Consider the following 21187-nt stretch of genomic DNA (forward strand, 5'->3'; position numbering starts at 1 on the left):
GGCGAGGATGGTCGACTCCAGCAGTCGGTGTGGCGGTGGTAGGCCCGGCCATCATGGCCGGTCACCGCGCACTGGCTGCTGGAACTCGCCGTCCCTTCGGAAGGTAATGGGTCCCCGCGGTCGTGCCCAATCATTGCCCGCTAGGCAACCAGACGCATTCCGGCCTTCCCCTCAGCATGCCCGAGGCCTAATGACGAACATGCCGCTTCGGTGCCAGCCACTCCCTCGAAGCGTCGTGGAGCACCACGGCCGGGCCGGGGGACAGCGTTGAGAGCAAGCGAGCGTCCCCGCCGGTTGGGCGGGGACGCGTTTGCCTACGATGTCGTCTAGTCTGCTGCCTCTTGGTAGGCCTGCAAGAACCTGACACCGACCGACACGGCTTCGTCGCCAGACGGGGATATACCACCGGGGGGAGTGTTCAACACGACACTCATGACCACCTCCCCCGGCAACTGGGCCATCACTTGCGTGAACAAAAGCGAATTCTCCATCACGTAGAACTGGTGCCCGTCAGCACGTACACTTGTTACGCAATCCGAGCACAGTTCTTGCTGGAGGAACTCCGCATTTTCCTCGAGACTCCCTGGCCATAGAGTGACCTTGCCTATCGCAGCGTCAGGCATGACCCGCGGGGTACCGTTCGTTTCCGTGACCAACACCATTCTAGACAGGTTGGCATCGTCCGATGCGACACTCATTGCTCGTTCGGCGCGGGCTGCGACCTCTTCGGAGACCACCGGCGTCTCATGGAATATTTCATCTGGCAGGTCGGCATAGTCCTCATCGGTGGTCTGCGGTCCCGAATCACTGCCGTCCGGCTCCGGGTCCCCCCCGGCGACGGCCGTCAAGGCTGCTGCAGTCACGACCACACCGGCGAGGGCTAGGACGACCATGGCGCGGATGCTCATCTTGATGGGAAACATGGGTGTGCTCCTCTACCTAGTCGTGTCCACAGGCGTCCACGCGCTGTTCGTGCCCGATCGGACCGTGTACCACTCCCACTGACTATCGTTCGGATAGTCTTGGCGGTAGAACGCGTACGGGCCGGTCAGGCCGACTGCCTGCCAGTAGGAGTAGTTATCGTTGGCTCCGTAGTACCCTTCAAAGGTGAGCGCATTGTCCTTCAACCAGGTCCACTCGGAAGTGAGGCCTGTGCCGTCGACGACATATCCCCCACCAAGGCCCTTGTCATTTTCGTAGTCGTGCCAGTCCTCTGCCGTTGAGCTGCCGAAGACGCCATCCACGTAGTACGGTAGCGAGCCGTTACCTGCTCCCAAGAGAATCCATTGTACTGCGGTCGTGTACGCACTGGTACGCTCATATATAGCGCTGTTGTCGCCGACGGCACAGTTGTTGGTCCAGTACCGCGTTTGCGCGTGGGTGTCACACGTCGCGGGATTCTTAGCATCAGCGAGCACTGGCGGAGCCGTCAACGCCAAACTCAGGGCAGTGGCAAGCACCACAACCAAGACCCGCAACCTTGTACTGTTGCAATCATATCGCATGCTTGCCCTCCGGCCATTTGACTAACGGACACCCGAACTGGGCCCGTTGGTTGCAACACGTTTGCGCTGTGCTGCCGCATCCGGACTCCACTTAAACCTATGGGCTCCCGTGTAGTTTGTCAAACGTCGTGTTCAGGTTGCGTCCGGAACCTGTCAATGCCTGGTTGCCGGTGATCTTCAAGTTTCTGGGCGTCCTGTAGAAGTAGTCGGTCGCTGACGGGGCAGGGGCGGTGGAGGTGCTGGTCAGCGCGACGGCGAGGTCTGGTGGCGCCTGGTGGGGTGCGCACGACCTGAGACACGATTCCGGGGCTTCCAAGCTCCCGAGATCGAAGGGTCATCAGGTCGTGCGACCTTGCGTCTAGCCAAGTGCTGGCCACGGCCTCACACATGCAGAGTCTTGGTTGGCATCCTTATGGGGACCGACTACTGCTCGTTGCCGACGGCGAGGTCATCGATGTGGAATTCGGTGGCTCACGTCTGGGGGTAGGTCCGGGAAATATCGCACGATGGGCACCAGATGGACTCAGACTCGCCGTAGGCGACAACCAGACGCTGCTCCTGAAAGACGTTGGCACGGGTGCCAGTCGAGTGTTGATAGATGGCCTAGGCCAGATTGGGGACTTTACGTGGCTCGAAGACAGCAGGTCGGTGGTGTTTGTGGCCTCTGAGATCGATCCCGGCACACTCCTTCCAATAGGAGCGATGTACATGCTGGATGCCGACAGTTCAGACCTAGAGGTACTTGCTACCGGTCTCATCCGAGATCCAGCGGTCGCTGCCTAGACCGTCTGCATCAGAGACTTAAGGAGTTCCCGTGGTAACCACCACCAAGTCACAGATCACATACGTGGTCTTCGCGCACCCTGACGACGAGTACGCTTCTTGGGCGCTCATCCACAAGTCTACGGCCAACTACCCAGTTTTCTGCATGTTGACGCGCGGAGAACAAAGCGGCCACTGTCCTGCACCGAATTACCAAGCTGGCGAGAAGCAGCACCCATCACTACTCCCCGCGCCCAAGGGGACAACGGAGTGCGCCACGGCCCGCATCAATAGTTTTCGCGATTTTCATGGGGCTATGGCGAGCATCGACAGCACGCTAGAGGACCCCGTGCTGAATCCTCAACGGCAGGGGCCGCGAACTGGGGTTAGCGGATTCGGCACAATCTCTGACCGCAACTACCTCCTCTACGCGGGATCGAAGTGCGCATTTCTCTTCTTCAACCTCGGCGACGGATCTCTCACCACAGATGAAGTGAATTGGGCCATCGCGTCCGCCCGCGCAGCCCGCTCGGCTGGGGACTTGCCAAACAAGCCGGAGTATGCGGTTATTGCAGCTTCCTACTACTGGGAGGGTACAGCGAACAGCAACGGCTCGCGCCTATATCCCCACGTAGACCACAAGACCGTCAATCAGGCCATCTACAATAAGATCAACGGATACTGGTCCGGCGGGCGTCGATGGGGCGCAACGGCGTTCAACGACTCGCGAGCTTCACGAACGGATTCCATCACGGCCTCCCACCATGAGTATGCATTCGTAAGAAGTCCGAGTGCCTCATCGATTGGTGCGTTCCAGAAGTACTACGGTTGGCTTGAGGGCTACTGGGAGTTTGGGCGATGGATCAAAGAGTCTCCCAATCGGGTCTATCAACAGAAGCACTGGCAGAAGCTGGACTAGGAAGCTGGATTAGGTCGATCATGAAGCGCGCAATCGTTGCAATCATCGGGTTGTCGGCATTGATGGTGGCCACTGCCGCGTCAGCTGACGTGGTGGTGTCGGACCCCGAGGAGGGGGTCCTGTCCATCGACTCCGTCTCAGGTGAGATCACTGAGCTGACCACCGAGGCAGGTGACCTGGAGACGAGCGTGTCACCGGACGGGTCGCGTGTGGCGTTCAGCAGGGCCACTGAGTCGGACTCGGGGATTTGGGTCGTAGACGTGCGTGGCGGCGAGGAGCGCCGCGTCAGCCCTGAAGGACTCGGCCTGAACGTACGGAACCCGGACTGGAGCCCTGACGGCACACAGCTGGCCTGGAGCGACCGAGACGACCTCTGGGTGACGGATCTGCTGAGCGACATCAGCAGGCGAGTGACGGAGGGGGCCGAGAATGACGGCGAGCCGAGCTGGGCCCCCGACGGCGGCGCAATCGCCTTCACTCGCTTCGCCGAGAACGTGGACAGTGGCTCGGCCATTGCCGTCGTCTCGATGGCGTCCGGAACCGTGCAGGTGCTCGCAGAATCCGACGGCGGTACGCGGCCGGAGTGGTCGCCCAACGGCGACCTGATCGCCTGGACGCAGTCCGCCCCTTCACCGCCACGCGTCTACACCGTGGCGATCTCCGGGGCGGGGACAGTCGGTCCGCCGATGGAGATCGGACCCGGAACGGCGGCGGCATGGTCACCTGACGGTGACGCTCTAGTCCTCGGCAGCTCATCCGCCTCTGACCCCGCATTGCCGATCGTGCGACACGACATCCGGACTGGGGCGGAACGGGTAGTCGTCGACAAGCCATCGGGTGGTGTCCAGTCGCTGTCGGTTAGCCAAGACGGCAGCGATCTCGCAGTAGTCCTCGGCGATGACGATGAGGTGGTGCTTGAGGTCTTCAGCGGTATTGAGTCTGACGAGACGACCTCTGAGGTGCTCATCCGCCGTCGGTTCCTCCGAGACGTGGAATGGGTCCGCGACATCGCGCAGCGACTCGCGGGAGCGACCCGCGTCGACACCGCCGTTGCGGTGAGTCGGGCTCTGGACTCGGCTGCCAGACCGGCGGCCGGCAGCGTGCCCATCTTCCTGGCGACGTCCACGAACTATGCTGACGCGCTTGCGGTGGGACCGCTGGTGACCAAGCTCAACGGCCGACTCCTACTCGTGGACGGTAACGGCAGGCTGTCCCGGGCCACGACGGACGAGGTCCTCCGCCTGGCCCCCGAAACCGCCTACGTCGTTGGGGGAACCGCCGCCGTCTCGGAGATGGTTGAAGACGGCCTGTCGCAGCTCGGAGTTGACTCAATCGAGCGGATCGGAGGCGCCGACCGATTCGAGACGGCAAGTCGTATCGCGGAACGCGTGGGCACTGCGGGCGGGGTTGTGATCGCGGAAGGGCAGGACGCTGACCCGTCGCGAGGCTGGCCCGATGCCCTTGTCGGCGGATCCCTTGCCTCACGCGAAGGGATTCCGATCCTGTTGGTCACCACCGAAACCGTCCCGGATGCAAGCCGCGTGATGCTCGAACAGTGGAATCCCGAACACATCATCATCGTTGGTGGGACCACCGCCGTCTCTGACGAGGTCGCACAAACCCTCGACGCGCTTGGCGGGACCATCGAGCGAATCGCCGGAGCCGACCGATACGCCACCGCGACTCAAGTCGCCGCGTATGCCGCGGGCGCAGAGGGAGACGCAGACGCCTCACGCTCCACAACCGTATGGCTGGCCTCTGGGGAGAACTGGCCGGATGCCTTGGTGGCCGTCCCCTCAGCCGGCAGACAGGGAGCGCCACTGCTGCTGAGCCCAAGGGCCGCTCTCGGAAACGCCCCACTCAACTTCCTGTGTGCTCACACCAGCACGCTGGGACGACTGGTCGCGGTCGGCGGTCCGGACGTCCTGTCAGCTCGCAGCCTGAGCGCAGCCACAGCTGTCCTCACCGACCGTCGTCCCTGCCCCAGTTGATCAGACCCCGGATGCACAGAGGAGCGGCCAGCTGAGCTTCTCCAAGGTCTACTCAGACCAGGCCCATTCGTGATGCAAGAGCCACGGCCTGGTCACGATTGGCCACACCCAAACGCAGGTACAGACCGGCAAAGCGACGGCTCATCTGTCGCGATGACCATCCCGACTGCACAGCGATCTTGTCTACGGTCTCGCCCTCGGCCAGGAGGGACAGCCACCTTCGTTCCTCGTCGGAAACTGCGTCACTTGTTATCCCGGTAGGTGGGAGCAAGGCACTGAACCGACTCAGGAGAACCTGGGGTAGCATTGCATCGCCGTCAACGGCAGCCTCAGCGGCCCTCAGGATTCGCCGAGAATCCGCTTCGATGGAAAGAACACCGCTAGCCCCCAGAGCCAGTGCTCGAAGGAGGTCCGAATCCTGGCGGGCCAGTCCTACGACCGGGCATGTATCTGACCATTCCATGAGTCGCACCAGAAGACTCCAGTTGTCCGCCCCATCGAGTCCTATGAGTAGGACTCTTCGAGACGTGAAGTCCAGACGGCCGTCCTGAACAAACCTGGTCGGGTCGTCGACTACCTCTACCTCCTGCTCTACCGAATCGGCGGCCACCAGTTGGCGAGATACGTAAGCAGGAAGGAAGACGGCACCCACCCGTGTTGCGGTCCCCATAGATTCTCCTTTGGCTAGTAGCGAGGCTACCTGCCAAGAGCTGTCAATGGCCAAGTGAAAGTCCTCACCTGGCCGGGGTGGGGTCAGGTGGTGGGGCCACCTCCTCGGGCGCGTATGCGGTGGGAGTCGACTTCGGTTGCGATGACGATGGCGTGGTGGAGGAGCCGGTCCAGGCGGCCAGCGCCGGGCCTTCCGAGGTCGGTGTCAACGGACAGTCGGTCGGTCTTGGAGTAGCCGACGAGGATCTCCACCGCCCCCCTTGGAGGACCATCACCGACGTCCTCGTCGACGCCGTACTCCACACCACGCCGGGACTCAGTTCACCCACCGCTCTTGCGCAACAGGACGGCCGTGCGACTCCCGCTCCTCCATCGGACCTACGAAGGGCGCGCGGATCCCTCCAGAGGTGATCGTCCTGCGCCAACTCGACGAGCGGCCATCGGCAGCGCGCGCCGGACCGGATCCCAGCCCATCCCATTCAGAGCCAGTGGACCTGGTCCCGGAGGTGGTCGTCGGGAAGGTCGAGCAGCGGGCGCAGCGCGTCGACGAACCGGCCGGTCGTGTCGGCCGTCCGCGGCCACCGCGCATCGTCGGTGAAGATCAGCCCGGCGTGCGACCGACCCCCTGCCGCCCACCCCTGGGCGATCACGACGAAGTCCCTGACGTTGTTCGTCATCAGCACCCGCCCCTCGGACGTGCAGTGATCGAGGAGCGCCTCATCGTGAAGGGTGTGCCAACCGCGCTGGTGCGCCGTGACCACGTCGAAGCCGTCCTCGACGAGCCGTGTGGCCAGCATGACGGGGAAGTGGTGGTCGAGGCAGAGCCTCACGCCAGCAGCTGACGCTGGTGCTCCCAACGACGGCGCTGCCGCTCCGCGAAGGCTGTCGCCTCCTCCATGGCCTGGTCGATCTCCTCGGTGAAGTCGCTGTAGTAGGCGACCGCGGCCTCAACCAGTGGCACGGCGATGTCGAAGTACCCCGCGGTCTGCGCCAGGTCGCCGTGATGTTCCCGGGCGGTGTGGATCACGTCGCGGACCTTCAGGCGGGTGCCGACCAGGTGCGGCTCGCGATCACCGGACGCGCCGGTGCGGAACTGGATCAGCGGGTGCTCGAGCGCGCGCAGCCCCTCCAAGAGCAGACGGTCAGCGAGTGCGTTGGCCGACTCTGCCCCTCGGGCCGCCTCGGCTTCGAGCCGGTCGGCGGTCTCCTGCCGCAGGCGCAGGGTCCGCTGGATGGGCTTCTGATCCGACATGCACCACAGTGTAGGCGCATGCAGTCATCAGACCGACGTGGGTACTGGATCCGAAGTCGCTCCCGCCCACTCGATCTGGACGTCGGTCGGGTCGAACCCAGGTCCCTGGCGGGTCGGCATCAGGGAGACGGAGAGTCCCAGCACCTCCAGCACCCGCCGACGCCCGCGCACGTCGAGACGGGCCCACGCCGCTTCCACGTCCGCACTGCCCAGGAGGTCGCGCAGGGGCTTGGGATCCGGAGTGGCGTAGGTGCGCAGCGCCTTGCGCTCGGCGGTCTCCATCTGCGGGCGAAGCCGCATGGAGATCTCGCGGAGCTGCTGCCGGTCGATGATCCCCTCGGCGTAGTCCACTGCCGCGGCGTCGAGTCGCCTTCTGAGGTCCTCGGCGATCCGCCGGTGGTCCTCTGCGCCCGTTCGCCGCCGGGTGGCCGTCAGGTCGGGGAGCTCGGCGTCGGGCGCCCTGAGGCGGGCGATCACGACCTGGCCGACGAGGTCGTCGACCGAGGGTTCGTCGCGGCTGGTGCAGCCCTTCGCTTCACAGGTGTAGAGCGTCCGATCGACGGTCTTGCCGGTCCGCTTGCGGTGGTAGCGCCAGGACTTGACCCGCAGATCCGCACCGCACACCCCGCAACGGCCGATCCCGTAGGTCAGCAGGTGAGCCCGCCGGTTGCTGGCGACCGTGGTCCGGCGCGTGTTGCTCGTCAGGAGCGCGACCACCTCGCGATGCTGCTCCTCGTCGATGATCGCGGGCCAGGCGGCGTCCCCGATGACGCACGCCTCGGTGCACGGGCCGCTGTGCCGCGGAGCGCGGCGACCGTGCCGGTCCCGCTTGAGCCCGTGGTGGACGCGCTTGGCGACGTTCGCAGGACGCAACGCGAGCTTGCGCACCGTACCCGCACGCCACCGCACCCCCTCACGCCCAGACGGCACGAGGATGCCGCGACGGTTGAAGTCCTCGGCGATGCCCTTCATCGAGTCTCCGCCGATGATCCGATCGACCAGATCGCGGACGACGTCGGCCTGGTCGGGATCTTCGACGTCCCGGAACGACACCTGCCGGCCCTCGCCGTCGAGGATGGGCTCACGCCGCCAGCCGTAGAGCACCGGTCCTGACGCGCGCCCTTCCTGCGCGCGTTGCAGGGCGGCCCTGGCGACGCGCTCCCCCTTGATGGCGGACTCCGCGGTGTCGAACTCGCCCAGGATGCCCGCGACCATCCGGCCCGAGGCGCTCGCCAGTTCGAGCTCAGGACCGGACACCGCCGCGACGGAGATCCGCCGATCCGCGAGCAGGTCCATCGCCTCGGCCCGCTCCCGCCGGGACCGCCACAGCCGGGACGTCATGTAGACCACGATCCGGTCGAACTCGCCGGCAGCCGCCGACTCCATCAGGGCGGTGTACCCGGCCCTGGTCGCGCCGGAGTAGGCGCTGACGTCGTTGTCCGTCCACTCCCCCACCACCTGCCAGCCGCGCGCGTCGGCCAGGGCACGGGCGTCCTCGAGTTGGCGCTGGACGCCCTTCTCGGTGCCGTGCTCGTCCTGGGAGATGCGGGCGTACAGCGCCGCCCTCATGGCCGGATCCGCCCCGTTCGCATGGCGGGAGCATATCACTTCTGGGGAGGGAATTTCCCCCCGCATTCCCGGGTGGGCCCGGGAACACCTTCGGGAACGCCAATGCGTTCGCCACGATCATGAACACCCTCGACCAGCGCATCTTCGGCGTGCTGGACGACGAGACGTGGGTGTACCCAGGCCACGGGGACGACACGACGCTCGGCACCGAGCGACCCCACCTCGAGGAGTGGCGCGAGCGCGGCTGGTGAGGCTGTGCCGCCGGTGGTTGGGAGGCCCCGGTAGGCCCGACGGCCGTTGAACCCCGCAGATGTGCACTTGCGCCACGCACCGGGCCGAAGTACATCCAGCCGGGGACGGGCCCCGTTCCGCCCCACAGGTCGACACGACTGGTCCTGGGCCGAGGTCGCGCTGTCGAGCTGCGGGACCGCGACTGGTGACGGATCTTGCGGACCGCGACGGCGTTGAACGTCGTCCACCGCGACGGGACGGTCATGCCCGTCGCCGCAGCCGGCCACCCCGACGAGCTGAAGGCGGCCCGGAAGGCACTCGTCATGCGGGCTCGTGCAGCGGGCGTCCCGCTGGTCGACCGACGCGCGGCGGGCTGACACAGGGCCGCCGGTCCGTAGGCCCCAGGCGTCGGAGGCACCGTCGATCAGGAGGGCCTCGTGACCACGCTGGAGGTCGTGGCTGATGAACGAGCTCCAGGGGCACGGAGGTGCACGCGAGCGTCTCGGCCACGAGCAGCCAGATCCGACGACGAGCGCCATCCTGTCGGGTGGCGTCTGGGCGGTGCGCAGGCTCTGGCGAGCCTAGGCTGCACAGTCGGATGGGCGGGATCGAGGCATTCATCGCGAGGGCGTACCCGCCACGCGCGCCGCAGAACTCGGTCGGTCCGCTCGCGTTGATGGCGTGGGGAGTGGTGGTGCTCGCGCTGGTGGCTGTCGCGGTCGCCTCGTGGCGAGTCCACACAGATCGAGACAGGCTCCGCGTCCTCGAGAACCTGCGCAGACAGCACCCGGCTGGGGTCGTCGGACCGCCTACGCCGCTCTCGCCCATGCCGCCGTTCTCGGCTTCTACCTCTTCCTGAGAGAGCTCGGGACGGCGTCCTGATCGATGCAGGCCCGGACGATCGGCCATGACCGACCGTCGAACCCGCTAGGCCACCCGCGTCCCCGTGTGAGATGTGATGCCCGCACCCTATCGGGGCGGACTCACCTGGCTCCCGGGTCGGATCCAGCCCATGCCGTTCAGAGCCAGTGGACCCGATCCCGGCGGTGGTCGTCGGGAAGGTCGAGCAGCGGGCGCAGCGCGTCGGTGAACCGTCCGGTCGTGTCGGCCGTCCGCGGCCATCGCGCGTCGTCGGTGAAGATCAGCCCGGCGTGCGATCGACCCTCCGCGGCCCACCGCTGGGCGATGACGACGACGTCCCTGACGTTGTTCGTCATCAGCACCCGTCCCTCGGCGGTGCAGTGATCGAGGAGCGCCTCGTCGGTGACGGTGTGCCAGCCGCGCTGGTGTGCCGTGACCACGTCGACGCCGTCCTCGACGAGCCGGTCGGCCAGCGCGCCGGGGAAGTGGTGGTCGAGGCAGAGCCTCACGCCAGCAGCTGACGCTGGTGCTCCCAACGACGGCGCTGCCGCTCCGCGAACGCCGTCGCCTCCTCCATGGCCTGGTCGATCTCCTCGCTGAAGTCGCTGTAGTAGGCGACCGCGGCCTCAACCAGCGGGACGGCGATGTCGAAGTACCCCGCGGTCTGCGCCAGGTCGCCGTGGTGTCCGCGGGCGGTGTGGATCACGTCGCGGACCTTCAGGCGGGTCCCGATCAGATGCGGTTCACGATCACCAGACGAACCGGTGCGGAACTGGATCAGCGGGTGCTCGAGCGCGCGCAGCCCCTCCAAGAGCAGACGGTCAGCGAGCGCGTTGGCCGACTCCTGCGTCCTTCCGGCCTCGGCTTCGAGCCGGTCGGCGGTCTCCTGCCGAAGGCGCAACGTCCGCTGGACGGGCTTCTGATCAGACATGAACCACAGTGTAGGCGCATGCAGTCATCACACCGATGCGGGGAATCCGACCGATCTTCACGGCCAACTGCACGGTGTCGGGTGGTGGGGATCGACCGGCTGCACGGCACCCCGGACCCTCCGGGACGACGTGCAGTCACCCGCCGCGGCGAACGGGGCGACGTGCAGTCCTGGCGACGACCTCTCGCCCTGCCAAGACCGGATCGAGGACCGCCTGGGAACGCCGGGTCGTCACGTCGTCGGGGCGGACAGGTTGGCCGCGAGCGCCCGCACCTCGGCGGCGAGCCCGTCGGGGTCGAGGACGGTGACCGGGGCCACCAGGGCGGCGCGGACGACCGAGACCGCGAGCCAGTCGCGGTCCTCCGCGCGGAGCTGGACGGTGCACGAGTCCGGCCCCTCCTCGATCACGGTGTGCTCGACCCAGCCGAGCACGCCCGCGAGCGCGGCGGCCGGGGCGGCCACCACGACCGTCGCCTCGTGCGGTCGGGGCACCTGGCCCAGCGACCTCGCGACGTACGCCGCCGCATCGCCGCCTGGGATGGCGCGGGGTGAGAAGTGCGTGCCGGCCGGCTCGACCCCGCCCATCCGGTCCAACCGGAACGTGCGCCAGTCGCCGCGGCGGCGGTCCCACGCCACCAGGTACCAGCGGCGGCCGACGGTGACGAGCTGGTGGGGCTGGACGACCCGGAGACCCCCCTCCCCGTCACGCCGCCGGTAGTCGAACTGCACGTCCTCGCGGTCACGGCAGGCCGCGGCCAGCACGCTGAGCGCATCGGGGTCCACGACGTCGCCCTCTGCCGCCCACCGCACCGACGTGACGGTCGAGTGCACCGCCGACACGCGACGGCGCAGGCGGTGGGGCAGGAGCTGCTCGATCTTGGCGAGGGCGCGCAGCGACGTCTCCTCCATGCCGCCGATGGCCGCCTCGGCGGCGTACCGCAGCCCGAGGGCCACCGCGACCGCCTCGTCGTCGTCGACGAGCAGGGGCGGCACATGCGACCCCGCGGCGAGCCGGTAGCCGCCGTGGCGCCCCGACGTGGCGTCGACCGCGTAGCCGAGGGCGCGCAGCCGATCGACGTCGCGGCGCACCGTCCGCTCCGTCACCTCGAGGCGTCCGGCGAGCTCGGCGCCGCCCCACCACCGGCGGGTCTGGAGGAGGGAGAGCAGCTGCAGCGCCCGACCGGTCGGATCCTTCGGCATCGCCGGATCCTGCCACCGATCCAGGACCGATCCTGTCCGCGATGCCCCCTACGGTGCCCGCAGCCGGCCGGGAGCCCCCGATCGGCACGACCCGAGAGGAGCCACGAAGTGCCCCATCCAACCACCTTCCCCGAGCCCACCACCGTCGCGGTCAACGGCGTGGAGCTTGAGGTCTTCGACGCCGGGCGGGAGCACGCCGGCAACCCCATCGTGCTCTGCCACGGCTGGCCGGAGCACGCCTTCTCGTGGCGCCACCAGGTGCCCGCCCTGGTCGCGGCGGGCCACCACGTCATCATCCCGAACCAGCGCGGCTACGGCGGGTCGTCCCGACCCGACGACGTGGAGTCCTACGACATCGCGCACCTGACGGGCGACCTCGTCGCGCTCCTCGACCACCACGGGTACGAGGACGCCACCTTCGTCGGCCACGACTGGGGCGCGATGGTCGTCTGGGGGCTGGCGCTGCTGCACCCGGACCGCGTGAACCGGGTGATCAACCTGAGCCTGCCCTACCAGCCGCGGGGTGATCGGCCGTGGATCGAGGTCATGGAGGCCGCGCTCGGCGAGGACTTCTACTTCGTCCACTTCAACCGCCGGCCCGGCGTCGCGGACGCCCTGTTCGAACACAACACCCACCGGTTCCTCCGCAACCTCTACCGGAAGGACCTGCCGCCCGCGGCCCCGCCCCAGGCCTTGCTCGACCTGCCGCTGGTGGACACGCCACGAGGGACGCCCCTGATGAGCGATCGCGAGCTGGCCGTCTTCGTCGACGCCTTCGAGTCGTCCGGGTTCACGCCCAGCCTGAACTGGTACCGGAACCTCGACCGGAACTGGCACCTGCTGGCGGACGTGGACCCGATCGTCCGCCAGCCCACCCTCATGATCTACGGGGAACGGGACACGGTTGCCAGAGCAGAGGACCTCACTGCCTGGGTGCCCGACGCCGACGTCATGAGCCTGGACTGCGGCCACTGGATCCAGCAGGAGGAGCCGGAGGCGACGACCGCCGCGATCCTGGGGTGGCTGGAGCGGCGCGGTACGGCCTGATCACGGGTGCCGTCGCCCCATCGACTTCCGAGGGTTCTCTGAGGATCGGCGGCGGTGCGTCTGAGGTCGCGAGCGGAGCATGCGTGCCATCCCACCGGCGCGCCACGCGCCACCGCCCCCGGAGAGGACCCCGCCATGCCCACCGCGACCCCCACCCGCCCCACACCCACCGCCGACCCGCACCCGGACCGCCCACGCCGATCGATCGCCAGGCTCCTCGTCGCCGTCGCCGTGGTCTTGACCCTCCTGGCCAGCGGCATCGCCTGGTACCTGTTCCGTCCCGCGCCCGATGCAGTCGACATCCAGGCGGCCGTCGACGGTACCACCGAGACGTCCGGCGACACTGCGGCCGCCACCGCGTCGGCCGACGTCAGCGGCACCTGGGCGGTGGACACGACTGTCGCCACGTTCTCGGTCACCGACACCACCGGGACCTTCGTCGGGTTCCGGGTCGCCGAGGAGCTCGCCAACCTCGGGGCGGTGGAGGCCGTGGGCCGCACCCCGGAGGTGACCGGCACCGTCACCCTCGACGGGACCACGCTGACCGCCGGGGAGATCACCGCCGACCTCACGGCGATGGTCAGCGACGAGTCCCGCCGCGAGGACGCCATCCAGGAGGCGCTGGGGACCAGCACCTCCCCCACCGCGACGTTCACCGTCACCGAAGCCGTCGACCTGGGCTCGGACCTGTCCGACGGCCAGGTCGTCGACGTGACCGTGCCCGGCACCCTCACCGTCAACGGCGTCTCCCGAACCGTCGACGTCACCATGCAGGTCGTGCGCTCGGGCGAGACGGTGGTGGTCACCGGCACGACCCCGGTCACCTTCGCCGACTTCGACGTCGCGACCCCCACCTCACCCATCGTGGTCTCCCTCGACGACGCCGGGACGATCGAGTTCCAGCTCTACCTCACCAGGGCCTGATCACCGCGCCGGCTGGGCCACCCGGGGTCCGGCCGGCGCTCGACGGCCATGATGGAGCCACCGTGAGCCTCCGCCTCCGCCTCGTCGCCGCCCTGGTGGTCCTGCTGGCCGTTGGGATCGCCGGGTACGGCGCGGTCACCTACCGGGCGTTCGCCGACCGGGAGCTCGCGGGGCTGGACACCGACATCCGGAGCGCCATCCCGGCGCTCGCCCGCCAGCTGGACGTGGCGGCCGGACGCCACGTCGACGTGCCGGTCCCCGGTCCCGACGCAGACGGGACCAGGCCCGACGGCGAGAGCCCACGACCGGAGGGCGCGCCCGGCGGGGTGGCCGGCATCGTGCAGCCCGACGTCCCGCGCGGCACGTACGCCGAGCTCCGCGACCCCCGAGGCGAGGTCCTCGTCACCCGCACCCCGACGGGTGACGACCGGCCTGACCTGCGCGACGTCCCGATCCCGGCGGCGGGCTTCGAGATCCGCACCGCCCCTGGCGCCGACGGGGACGGGGACCGCTGGCGGGTCGTGGTGGAGCGCCGCCCGGACGAGACCGTGCTCGTCGCCGCCGCGCCGATGGGCGCACTCGACCGGGCGCTGCGGGGCCTCCTGCTGATCGAGGTCGTCGGCGGTCTCGGGCTGGTCGTGCTGCTCGGCGGTGGGGCGTGGACCATCCTGCGCAGGGGTCTGCGACCGCTCGACCGCATCGCCGACACCGCGGCGTCGATCACGGCCGGCAGCCTCGACCAGCGCGTGCCCACCGCCCCGGGCGAGCCGACCGAGACCCGCCAGGTCGCCACCGCCATCAACGGGATGCTCGACGACCTCTCCCGGGCCTTCGCAGAACGGCAGGCCACCGAGGCGAAGCTCCGCCGCTTCGTCGCCGACGCCTCCCACGAGCTGCGCACCCCCCTCACGTCCATCCAGGGCTACGCCGAGCTGTTCCGCATCGGCGCCGACTCCCAACACGTCGACACCCCCACGATCCTGCGGCGGGTCGAGGAGGAGGCCGGACGGATGCGCCACCTGGTCGAGGACCTCCTCACCCTCGCCCGGCTCGACGAGCCGAGACCGCTCGACGTGGGACCCGTGGACCTCTCGATCATCGCCGCCGACGCCTGCAGCGACGCCGCCGCGCTGGACGCCTCCCGCGAGGTCACCCTCGACGTCCCCGGCCCGGTCGTCGTCACCGGGCAGGACCCGGCGCTCCGCCAGGCCGCCACCAACCTGCTGGCCAACGCCCTCCGCCACACCCCCGCCGGCACACCGGTCGAGGTCGCCACCGCCACGCGCGACGGCCACGGCACCCTCACCGTCACCGACCACGGCCCAGGCCTCTCGGCCGAGGGCGCCGCCCGGGCCTTCGACCGGTTCTGGCAGGCCGACGCGGCCCGCACGGGGCACGGCGCCGGCCTGGGCCTGTCCATCGTCCAAGCCGTCGCCCAGGCGCACGGCGGCCACGTCACCGCGGGCAACGCCGCGCACGGCGGCGCCACGTTCACCCTCGCCATCCCCCTCGTCGAACCCCCCGACGACGCCGACCCCGGAGCCGACCCCGATGTCTGAGGCCCCCACCATCCTCACCGTCGACGACGAGGTGCACATCCGCGAGCTCGTGCGGATGGGGCTGGCCGTCCACGGCTACCACGTCGTGGAGGCCGCCGACGGTCGCGGCGCGCTCGAGGCCCTCGCCGCCCACGAGCCCGACCTGGTCGTGCTCGACGTGATGATGCCGGGGTTGGACGGCTTCGAGGTGGCCCGGCGCATCCGGGCGGGCACCGGCCCCAGCCGGCAGGTGCCGATCATCTTCCTCACCGCCCGCGACGAGACCACCGACAAGGTGGCGGGGTTGCGACTGGGCAGCGACGACTACCTCACCAAGCCGTTCTCCATCGAGGAGCTCGCCGCCCGCGTGGACGCCGTGCTGCGCCGCAGCGGCCTGGCAGCCACCGCGACCGCCGACCGGCTCGAGGTCGCCGGACTGGTGCTGGACGACGCCACCCACGAGGTGTGGCGCGACGGCGAGCGGATCGACCTGACCGCCACGGAGTTCCGGCTGCTGCACCACCTCATGCGCAGCTCCCCGCGGGTGGTGACCCGCGCGCAGATCCTCCACGCCGTCTGGGACTACTCGTTCACCTCCAACGCGAGCGTCCTCGACACCTACATCAGCTACCTGCGCCAGAAGGTCGACGCCGGCCGCCCGGCCCTGATCCAGACCGTGCGCGGCGTCGGGTACTCCCTGCGGCCGCCGAGGGACTGAACCCGGTTCTGAGGGATCTCCGAGGATCGGCCGATCCCCGCCACAGACGCGGGCGCCACCGTGTGGACATCCCCCCGTCCCACAGGAGCGCACGCCGATGACCACACCCACCTACGAAGGCCGCCCCCTCGCCAACCCTGACGAGCCCGTCCAGGACCAGGGCCTCGCCTTCGACCTCGAGACCCTCGCCGTCCGCCGCCGCAGCCGCCGTCAGGTCCTCCGAGCCCTCGGCATCGGTGCCGGGGCGGTCGCCCTCGGGGCGTGCAGCCCGTCCGGTTCGCTGACGGAGGTCACCACGGAGCGCGCCACCGGCACCGGCGCCGCGGCGTGCGGCACGACGATCCCGCAGGAGACCGCCGGCCCCTACCCGGGCGACGGGTCGAACGGCCCCGACGTGCTGGGCGAGTCCGGCATCGTCCGCCGCGACATCACGTCCAGCATCGGCGAGCTGTCGGGCAGCGCCAGCGGCGTGCCGTTCGAGATCGAGATGTACATCGAGGACAGCGACGACGGGTGCGTCCCCTACGCCGGCGCCGCCGTCTACGTGTGGCACTGCGACGACCAGGGCCGCTACTCGCTGTACTCCGAGGGCGTGACCGACCAGAACTGGCTCCGCGGCGTGCAGGCCGCCGACGCAGACGGGATCGTCCGCTCACCTCGGTGTTCCCCGGCTGCTACGCCGGCCGCTGGCCCCACATCCACTTCGAGGTCTTCCCGAGCCTCGACGCCGCCACCGACGTCGCCAACGCGATCGCCACCTCCCAGATCGCCATCCCCCAAGCCATCTGCGAGGAGATCTACGGCGCCACGAGCGGCTACGAGCAGAGCACCCCCAACCTCTCCCAGCTGTCGCTCGAGACCGACGGCGTCTTCGGCGAGGACGCCGCCGCTCTGCAGCTCGGCACGATCACGGGCACCCCGGGCGATGGCCTCGCCATCCGCCTCGACGTCCCCGTCAGCGCCACCCCGGCGCCGGCTTCGGAGGGAGGCGGCGGTGCCCCGCCCGCCGGCGGTCCCGCGGGACCCGGAGGTCCAGGCGGCCCACCGGCCGGTGGTGCACCCGGCTGACAAGGGCGTGACCGGGAGGTGCCCTCAGGCGACCTGCGCCACGTCGCTGGTCGACGCGGTGCGGAACACGACGGCGTCCTCGGCGATGCGGCGCACGCGGAGGACGTCGCCGTGGACGAGCAGGTCGACACCGGGTTCCAGCAGTCGGCGGTGGACCTGCCCGCACCCGTCGACGACCTCGGTGAAGACGTAGGGGAGGGTGCCGGTGTGCGGCGCGTCGAAGATGACCGTCCAGCCGCCGAGCTCGAGGTGACCGGGCGCATCGCAGGACCGCTCGGTCCACCGGCGTCGGCGTGGCATGCGGGTCTCCTCCCGGTCTCGTCGCTCACCCTCCTCATCGGCAGGCGGGTGAGGACCTTGACCCTCTCCGCCGCCGACCCTGACGACCGTCCGGCCGGGAATGGCTGAGGGTTACTAGTTCCTACTGAGGGTAAGGTGGTGCTTGCCGGCGGCGGGGATCGCCGGACCCGCCGGACCACAGGGGGCTCGTCATGCAGGCGATCACCGCATCGGATGTCCACGAGGTGCTGGACACGCCCGGGTCCCTCCGCACCGTCTTCCAGCCGATCGTCGACCTCTGGGCGCGACGGACCGTCGGGTTCGAGGCGCTGTGCCGCGTCACGATCCGCGAGCCGGCGTCGCCCGGCCCGTGGCTGGCCGCCGCGCGTCGTGCGGGGCTCGGTCTCGCGCTCGAGTCCAAGGCCTTCGCAGAGGCGCTCCGGGCCCTGCCGACGATGCGCGACGGGCGGTTCCTCAGCATGAACCTCTCGCTCGAGGCGCTCGCCTGGGGCGGGGTCGGGCGGCGCCTGCGGGACGTGGACCCCGAACGCGTCGTCGTGGAGATCACCGAGGACGTCGCGATGCCGGCGGTCCCCCACCGCGACCTGGTGCTCGACGGCCTCCGCGCCCGCGGGCTGCGGTTGGCGATCGACGACGTCGGCACGGGGTACTCGAGCCTGGCGCGGATCCTCGAGGTGCGACCGGATCTGATCAAGGTCGACCGCGAGCTGGTGCAGGGCTGCGCGGTCGACCCGTCGCGGCGCATCGTGCTGCAGATGATCCGCGACCTGGCCGCCAGCCAGGACGGCGAGGTGATCGCGGAGGGCGTCGAGGACCTCGCGGACCTGCAGGTCGTGGAGCAGATCGGCATCCGCTACGCGCAGGGGTTCCTCCTCGGCCGCCCGGGCGACACGCCGACCGACGTCGTGCCGCCGGCCGCGACCCCCCGGGTCCCCGCCCGGAGCGTCGACCTGTCCGCCGTCGAGGCCGCGATCGCGACGCTGCCGCTGCGGGACTGAGCCCCCGCACCGCGGCGCTCGCTCAGACGGTGGTCGACTCGCCGTCGTCGAGCACGATCACCCGGGCGATCCCGCAGCGGTCCGCGAACATCCGCGGGTCGGCGACGAACACGTCGTGGTGGATGGGGATGGCGGTCGAGGGGCCGAGCCGCTCGACCATGCGGTAGGCGTCGCGGAACGAGATGGACGGCCCGGCGATCGGCACCGCGAGCACGTCGACGCGCACGCCGTCGACGTCCATCCCGTCGCCGGGGTGCAGCAGGTGGTCGTCGAAGACCAGCCCCGTGTTGGGGGACCCGGCGACCCGTCGACCATGACCACGTGCGGGATGTCGTGCGGCGCCACCGCCCACCCGGCCACCTGCAGGGCGCTGCCGGACTCGATGCGGGTGACGGGGCGCTCCCCCAGCGCCTCGCAGACGTCCGCGTTGCCGTACACGGGCACGTCGCGGTCGAGGAGCGCGTCGACCACGGCGGTGTCCATGTGGTCGGAGTGGCGGTGGGTGAACAGGACGGCGTCGAGGCTGCCGATCGCGTCGAGGTCGTGGGGGCCGTCGGGGCGGGTCCCCAGGTCGATGGCGATCCGGCCGCCGCCGTCCTTGGCGAGGATGACCGCGGACTGGTGCAGCTTGGTGATCTCCATGGGCAGGTACCTACCACCTGACGAGGTCGTTCAGACGTGGTCGCGCGGCACCTCGACGTTCCAGGTGCGCGCATCGACGCGGCGGTCGCCCTCGTAGGCGTCCTGGGTGGCGTGGAGGACGAACGTGCGGGGCGTGCAGGTCAGCGCGGTCGCGGTGCGCGTCTCGGCCGACCACGTGCCCCGGGCGACGCGCATGGTCCACCGGGCGTCGCCGCGCGCGGACGTGACGTCGTCGCCGACCCAGCTGTACCGCTCCTCGGCCCGACGGCGGAGGGACCAGTCGATGTCGGGGAAGCGGACCTCGCCCAGGTCCTTGACGACCTCGAGCGCGGAGCCGTAGGTCACCAGGTCGCGGACGACGCGCCAGGTCTGCTCGCCGGGCCGCACCTGCTCGGCAGCCAGCGGCGCCGTCCCCTCGGGGGGACCGAACGTCACCAGGTCGTCGTCCTCCGGACGGGGGTCGCGGACGGGGAGGCGGAGGGTGCTGTCGGCGGGGTGGACGGTCAGGCAGGCCGGTTCCGGGGGGCGGCCAGGCGAGGGGCCAGTAGGACGACGAGAGCGACAGCCGGATCCGGTGTCCGGGCGGGAACGCCTGTGCCACGCCGTTGAGGACCACCTGCACGCGATACCGCTGCCCCGGCACCAGCGGCGCGGGCTCGGCGTGGCCGTCGCGGTGGGTCAGGTTCAGCAGGCCGTAGGTCACGCGGGTCGCCCGGCCCTCCGGCGACACGTCCGAGAGCCGCGCGGCGACCATGGCCACCGGGCGGTCGGCCGCGACCTCCAGCTCGACCACCGGCATCCCCAGGATCTCCACCCGCTCGTCGAGCACGGCGGAGTCGAAGACCAGGGATCCGCCGTCCTCCTCCCGCTGGTCGTAGGGCAGGTCGGGCGGCGCGGTGTAGCTGCACCACTTGCCGGCGAACTGCCCGACCGACAGCGGCGACTCGATCTGCAGCGCCGGACCCGAGCCGGTGCTGGCGGCCCCCGCCGGGGTGGCGAGGCCCTCGGCGAGGGAGCGCTCCTCGACCCGGACCCCCGCGCTCGGCCACGACGGTTCGCCGACCCACCGGCCCGGCCGCTCGTCGTAGGCGGTGGCGGGCGGGACGCTCTCCTGCATCCAGATGCGCAGCGCCGGGCGGTCGTCGGAGGCGCCGTCGGCGTCGTCGGCCCGGTCGGACGCAGCCACCGGTCCCACCAGCCGACGACCTCCTGGAGGAAGCCGATGGCCGGTCCCGGTCGGCCCAGGTGGGGGTAGGCGTGGCTCCACGGGCCGATGAACCCCTCGCAGGGGACGTCGAGGCCCTCGAGCAGCCGGAAGACGGCGTTCGAGTACCCGTCCGCCCAGCCGCTGACGGCCAGCACCGGGACGTCGATGGCTGAGAGGTCCTCGCAGACCGACCCGTGGGCCCAGTACCCGTCGCGCCGCTGGTGCCGCAGCCAGGTCTCGAGCCACAGGCCGCTGCCCTCCAACCGTCGGCGCCACATCTCCCGCCACCGGTCACCGGCCAGGGCCGGGTCGGGCGGGCAGGAGTTGTAGGCGAACATGGTGGACGCCCACGACAGGTTGTCGCTGAGCAGGCAGCCGCCCATGTAGTGGACGTCGTCGGCGTAGCGGTCGTCGGTGGAGCAGACGGTGACGACGGCGGCGAGCGGGTCGGGTCTGCGGGCGGCGACCTGCAGGCCGTTGAACCCGCCCCAGGAGATGCCGAGCATGCCGACCCGGCCGGTGCACCACGGCTGCGCGGCGAGCCAGTCGAGGACGGCCTCGGCGTCGGCCAGCTCGGACTCGAGGTACTCGTCGGTCAGGACCCCCCCGCTGTCCCCGCTGCCGCGCAGGTCGACGCGGACCGACGCGTAGCCGTGCCCCGCCATGTACGGGTGGTGGATCGAGTCGCGGACGGCGGTCATGTCCCGCTTGCGGTACGGGATCATCTCGAGCACGGCGGGCACCGGGTCGACGTCACTCGACGCGGGCCGCCAGATCCGCGCGGCGAGCCGCACGCCGTCCGGCATCGCGATCTCGACGTGCTCGTCCTGTCGCACCTCGTGGGGCAGGTCCTCG

22 protein-coding genes and 4 pseudogenes are annotated in these 21187 nt (G+C 69.7%); 10 read left to right on the forward strand and 16 right to left on the reverse strand.

All coding sequences use genetic code 11. The features are described from left to right. Window positions 1-326: 326 nt before the first annotated feature. Window positions 327-923 (reverse strand): hypothetical protein, encoded by a 597-nt coding sequence (locus ACEQ2X_RS23795; protein ID WP_370328378.1) that lies wholly within the window; start codon window positions 921-923, stop codon window positions 327-329. 12 nt (window positions 924-935) lie between these two features. Further along, window positions 936-1244 carry a hypothetical protein gene (locus ACEQ2X_RS23800; protein WP_370328379.1) on the reverse strand — a complete coding sequence of 103 codons (309 nt, stop codon included), beginning with the start codon at window positions 1242-1244 and terminating at the stop codon, window positions 936-938. Between the two features lie 1075 nt (window positions 1245-2319). Between ACEQ2X_RS23800 and ACEQ2X_RS23805 the strand changes: the two genes are divergently transcribed. Further along, window positions 2320-3186: a hypothetical protein gene (locus ACEQ2X_RS23805; protein WP_370328380.1), complete on the forward strand. Its 867-nt coding sequence runs from the start codon at window positions 2320-2322 to the stop codon at window positions 3184-3186. 20 nt (window positions 3187-3206) lie between these two features. After that, the gene (locus ACEQ2X_RS23810) at window positions 3207-5177 is read left to right on the forward strand and encodes a cell wall-binding repeat-containing protein (RefSeq protein ID WP_370328381.1); all 1971 of its coding nucleotides are present in this window, start codon (window positions 3207-3209) and stop codon (window positions 5175-5177) included. A 753-nt stretch (window positions 5178-5930) separates the two neighbouring features. Here the strand turns inward: ACEQ2X_RS23810 and ACEQ2X_RS23815 are convergent. The 4 genes from ACEQ2X_RS23815 to ACEQ2X_RS23830 all read right to left on the reverse strand — a co-directional run bounded on the left by ACEQ2X_RS23815 (window position 5931) and on the right by ACEQ2X_RS23830 (window position 8667). Then, complete coding sequence (locus tag ACEQ2X_RS23815; RefSeq protein WP_370328383.1) at window positions 5931-6149, reverse strand: hypothetical protein; 219 nt, start codon at window positions 6147-6149, stop codon at window positions 5931-5933. 176 nt (window positions 6150-6325) lie between these two features. Beyond that, window positions 6326-6676, reverse strand: coding sequence for a DUF5615 family PIN-like protein (locus tag ACEQ2X_RS23820; protein WP_370328384.1), 351 nt, complete (start codon window positions 6674-6676; stop codon window positions 6326-6328). Continuing rightward, window positions 6673-7098, reverse strand: coding sequence for a hypothetical protein (locus ACEQ2X_RS23825; RefSeq protein ID WP_370328385.1), 426 nt, complete (start codon window positions 7096-7098; stop codon window positions 6673-6675). The genes ACEQ2X_RS23820 and ACEQ2X_RS23825 overlap by 4 nt, the downstream gene beginning before the upstream one ends. A gap of 27 nt (window positions 7099-7125) precedes the next feature. Continuing rightward, on the reverse strand, window positions 7126-8667 hold the full coding sequence (locus ACEQ2X_RS23830) for a recombinase family protein (RefSeq protein ID WP_370328386.1): 1542 nt from the start codon (window positions 8665-8667) through the stop codon (window positions 7126-7128). Window positions 8668-8732: 65 nt separating this feature from the next. Between ACEQ2X_RS23830 and ACEQ2X_RS23835 the strand changes: the two are divergent. Both ACEQ2X_RS23835 and ACEQ2X_RS23840 read left to right on the forward strand, forming a co-directional pair. Further along, a pseudogene (locus tag ACEQ2X_RS23835) lies at window positions 8733-8918 on the forward strand (MBL fold metallo-hydrolase); the annotation flags it as partial. Between the two features lie 195 nt (window positions 8919-9113). Continuing rightward, a complete protein-coding gene (locus tag ACEQ2X_RS23840) occupies window positions 9114-9275 on the forward strand; it encodes a hypothetical protein (protein ID WP_370328387.1) in 162 nt (53 codons plus the stop codon). A 642-nt stretch (window positions 9276-9917) separates the two neighbouring features. Here ACEQ2X_RS23840 and ACEQ2X_RS23845 read toward each other — a convergent pair. From ACEQ2X_RS23845 to ACEQ2X_RS23855, 3 genes are all read right to left on the reverse strand, one after another. Continuing rightward, on the reverse strand, window positions 9918-10268 hold the full coding sequence (locus tag ACEQ2X_RS23845) for a DUF5615 family PIN-like protein (RefSeq protein WP_370328388.1): 351 nt from the start codon (window positions 10266-10268) through the stop codon (window positions 9918-9920). After that, window positions 10265-10690: a hypothetical protein gene (locus ACEQ2X_RS23850; RefSeq protein ID WP_370328389.1), complete on the reverse strand. Its 426-nt coding sequence runs from the start codon at window positions 10688-10690 to the stop codon at window positions 10265-10267. Before ACEQ2X_RS23850 ends, ACEQ2X_RS23845 begins: the two co-directional genes overlap by 4 nt. A 231-nt stretch (window positions 10691-10921) precedes the next feature. Further along, on the reverse strand, window positions 10922-11890 hold the full coding sequence (locus ACEQ2X_RS23855; protein WP_370328390.1) for a helix-turn-helix transcriptional regulator: 969 nt from the start codon (window positions 11888-11890) through the stop codon (window positions 10922-10924). A 108-nt stretch (window positions 11891-11998) separates the two neighbouring features. Between ACEQ2X_RS23855 and ACEQ2X_RS23860 the strand changes: the two genes are divergently transcribed. The 4 genes from ACEQ2X_RS23860 (at window position 11999) to ACEQ2X_RS23875 (ending at window position 16117) form a co-directional block, all read left to right on the forward strand. After that, entirely contained in the window at window positions 11999-12937 is a 939-nt protein-coding gene (locus ACEQ2X_RS23860) for an alpha/beta fold hydrolase (protein ID WP_370328392.1), read from the forward strand. 135 nt (window positions 12938-13072) lie between these two features. Further along, a complete protein-coding gene (locus ACEQ2X_RS23865; protein ID WP_370328393.1) occupies window positions 13073-13861 on the forward strand; it encodes a YceI family protein in 789 nt (262 codons plus the stop codon). A gap of 62 nt (window positions 13862-13923) precedes the next feature. Beyond that, entirely contained in the window at window positions 13924-15420 is a 1497-nt protein-coding gene (locus ACEQ2X_RS23870) for a sensor histidine kinase (protein WP_370328394.1), read from the forward strand. Then, window positions 15413-16117 carry a response regulator transcription factor gene (locus ACEQ2X_RS23875; protein ID WP_370328395.1) on the forward strand — a complete coding sequence of 235 codons (705 nt, stop codon included), beginning with the start codon at window positions 15413-15415 and terminating at the stop codon, window positions 16115-16117. The genes ACEQ2X_RS23870 and ACEQ2X_RS23875 overlap by 8 nt, the downstream gene beginning before the upstream one ends. Window positions 16118-16480: 363 nt before the next feature. Here the strand turns inward: ACEQ2X_RS23875 and ACEQ2X_RS23880 are convergent, their stop codons facing one another. Further along, window positions 16481-16612 (reverse strand): hypothetical protein, encoded by a 132-nt coding sequence (locus tag ACEQ2X_RS23880; RefSeq protein WP_370328396.1) that lies wholly within the window; start codon window positions 16610-16612, stop codon window positions 16481-16483. A gap of 165 nt (window positions 16613-16777) precedes the next feature. Between ACEQ2X_RS23880 and ACEQ2X_RS23885 the strand changes: the two genes are divergently transcribed. After that, window positions 16778-17185, forward strand: coding sequence for a hypothetical protein (locus tag ACEQ2X_RS23885; protein WP_370328397.1), 408 nt, complete (start codon window positions 16778-16780; stop codon window positions 17183-17185). Window positions 17186-17209: 24 nt separating this feature from the next. Here the strand turns inward: ACEQ2X_RS23885 and ACEQ2X_RS23890 are convergent, their stop codons facing one another. After that, complete coding sequence (locus ACEQ2X_RS23890; RefSeq protein ID WP_370328398.1) at window positions 17210-17485, reverse strand: hypothetical protein; 276 nt, start codon at window positions 17483-17485, stop codon at window positions 17210-17212. Window positions 17486-17676: 191 nt separating this feature from the next. Here ACEQ2X_RS23890 and ACEQ2X_RS23895 point away from each other — a divergent pair, with 191 nt between their 5' ends. Then, a complete protein-coding gene (locus tag ACEQ2X_RS23895; RefSeq protein ID WP_370328399.1) occupies window positions 17677-18483 on the forward strand; it encodes an EAL domain-containing protein in 807 nt (268 codons plus the stop codon). Window positions 18484-18505: 22 nt separating this feature from the next. On the opposite strand, the gene ACEQ2X_RS23900 is transcribed toward ACEQ2X_RS23895, so the two are convergent. The 5 genes and pseudogenes from ACEQ2X_RS23900 to ACEQ2X_RS23920 form a co-directional block, all read right to left on the reverse strand. After that, on the reverse strand, window positions 18506-18724 hold the full coding sequence (locus ACEQ2X_RS23900) for a hypothetical protein (RefSeq protein ID WP_370328476.1): 219 nt from the start codon (window positions 18722-18724) through the stop codon (window positions 18506-18508). A 203-nt stretch (window positions 18725-18927) separates the two neighbouring features. After that, window positions 18928-19125, reverse strand: a pseudogene (locus ACEQ2X_RS23905) (MBL fold metallo-hydrolase); the annotation flags it as partial. Window positions 19126-19155: 30 nt separating this feature from the next. Then, the gene (locus ACEQ2X_RS23910) at window positions 19156-19560 is read right to left on the reverse strand and encodes a hypothetical protein (RefSeq protein ID WP_370328400.1); all 405 of its coding nucleotides are present in this window, start codon (window positions 19558-19560) and stop codon (window positions 19156-19158) included. 127 nt (window positions 19561-19687) lie between these two features. After that, window positions 19688-20242: pseudogene (locus ACEQ2X_RS23915) on the reverse strand (CocE/NonD family hydrolase C-terminal non-catalytic domain-containing protein); the annotation flags it as partial. 23 nt (window positions 20243-20265) lie between these two features. After that, a pseudogene (locus tag ACEQ2X_RS23920) lies at window positions 20266-21138 on the reverse strand (CocE/NonD family hydrolase); the annotation flags it as partial. Window positions 21139-21187 lie beyond the last annotated feature (49 nt).

It is taken from the genome of Euzebya sp., from assembly GCF_964222135.1.
Classification (GTDB): domain Bacteria; phylum Actinomycetota; class Nitriliruptoria; order Euzebyales; family Euzebyaceae; genus Euzebya.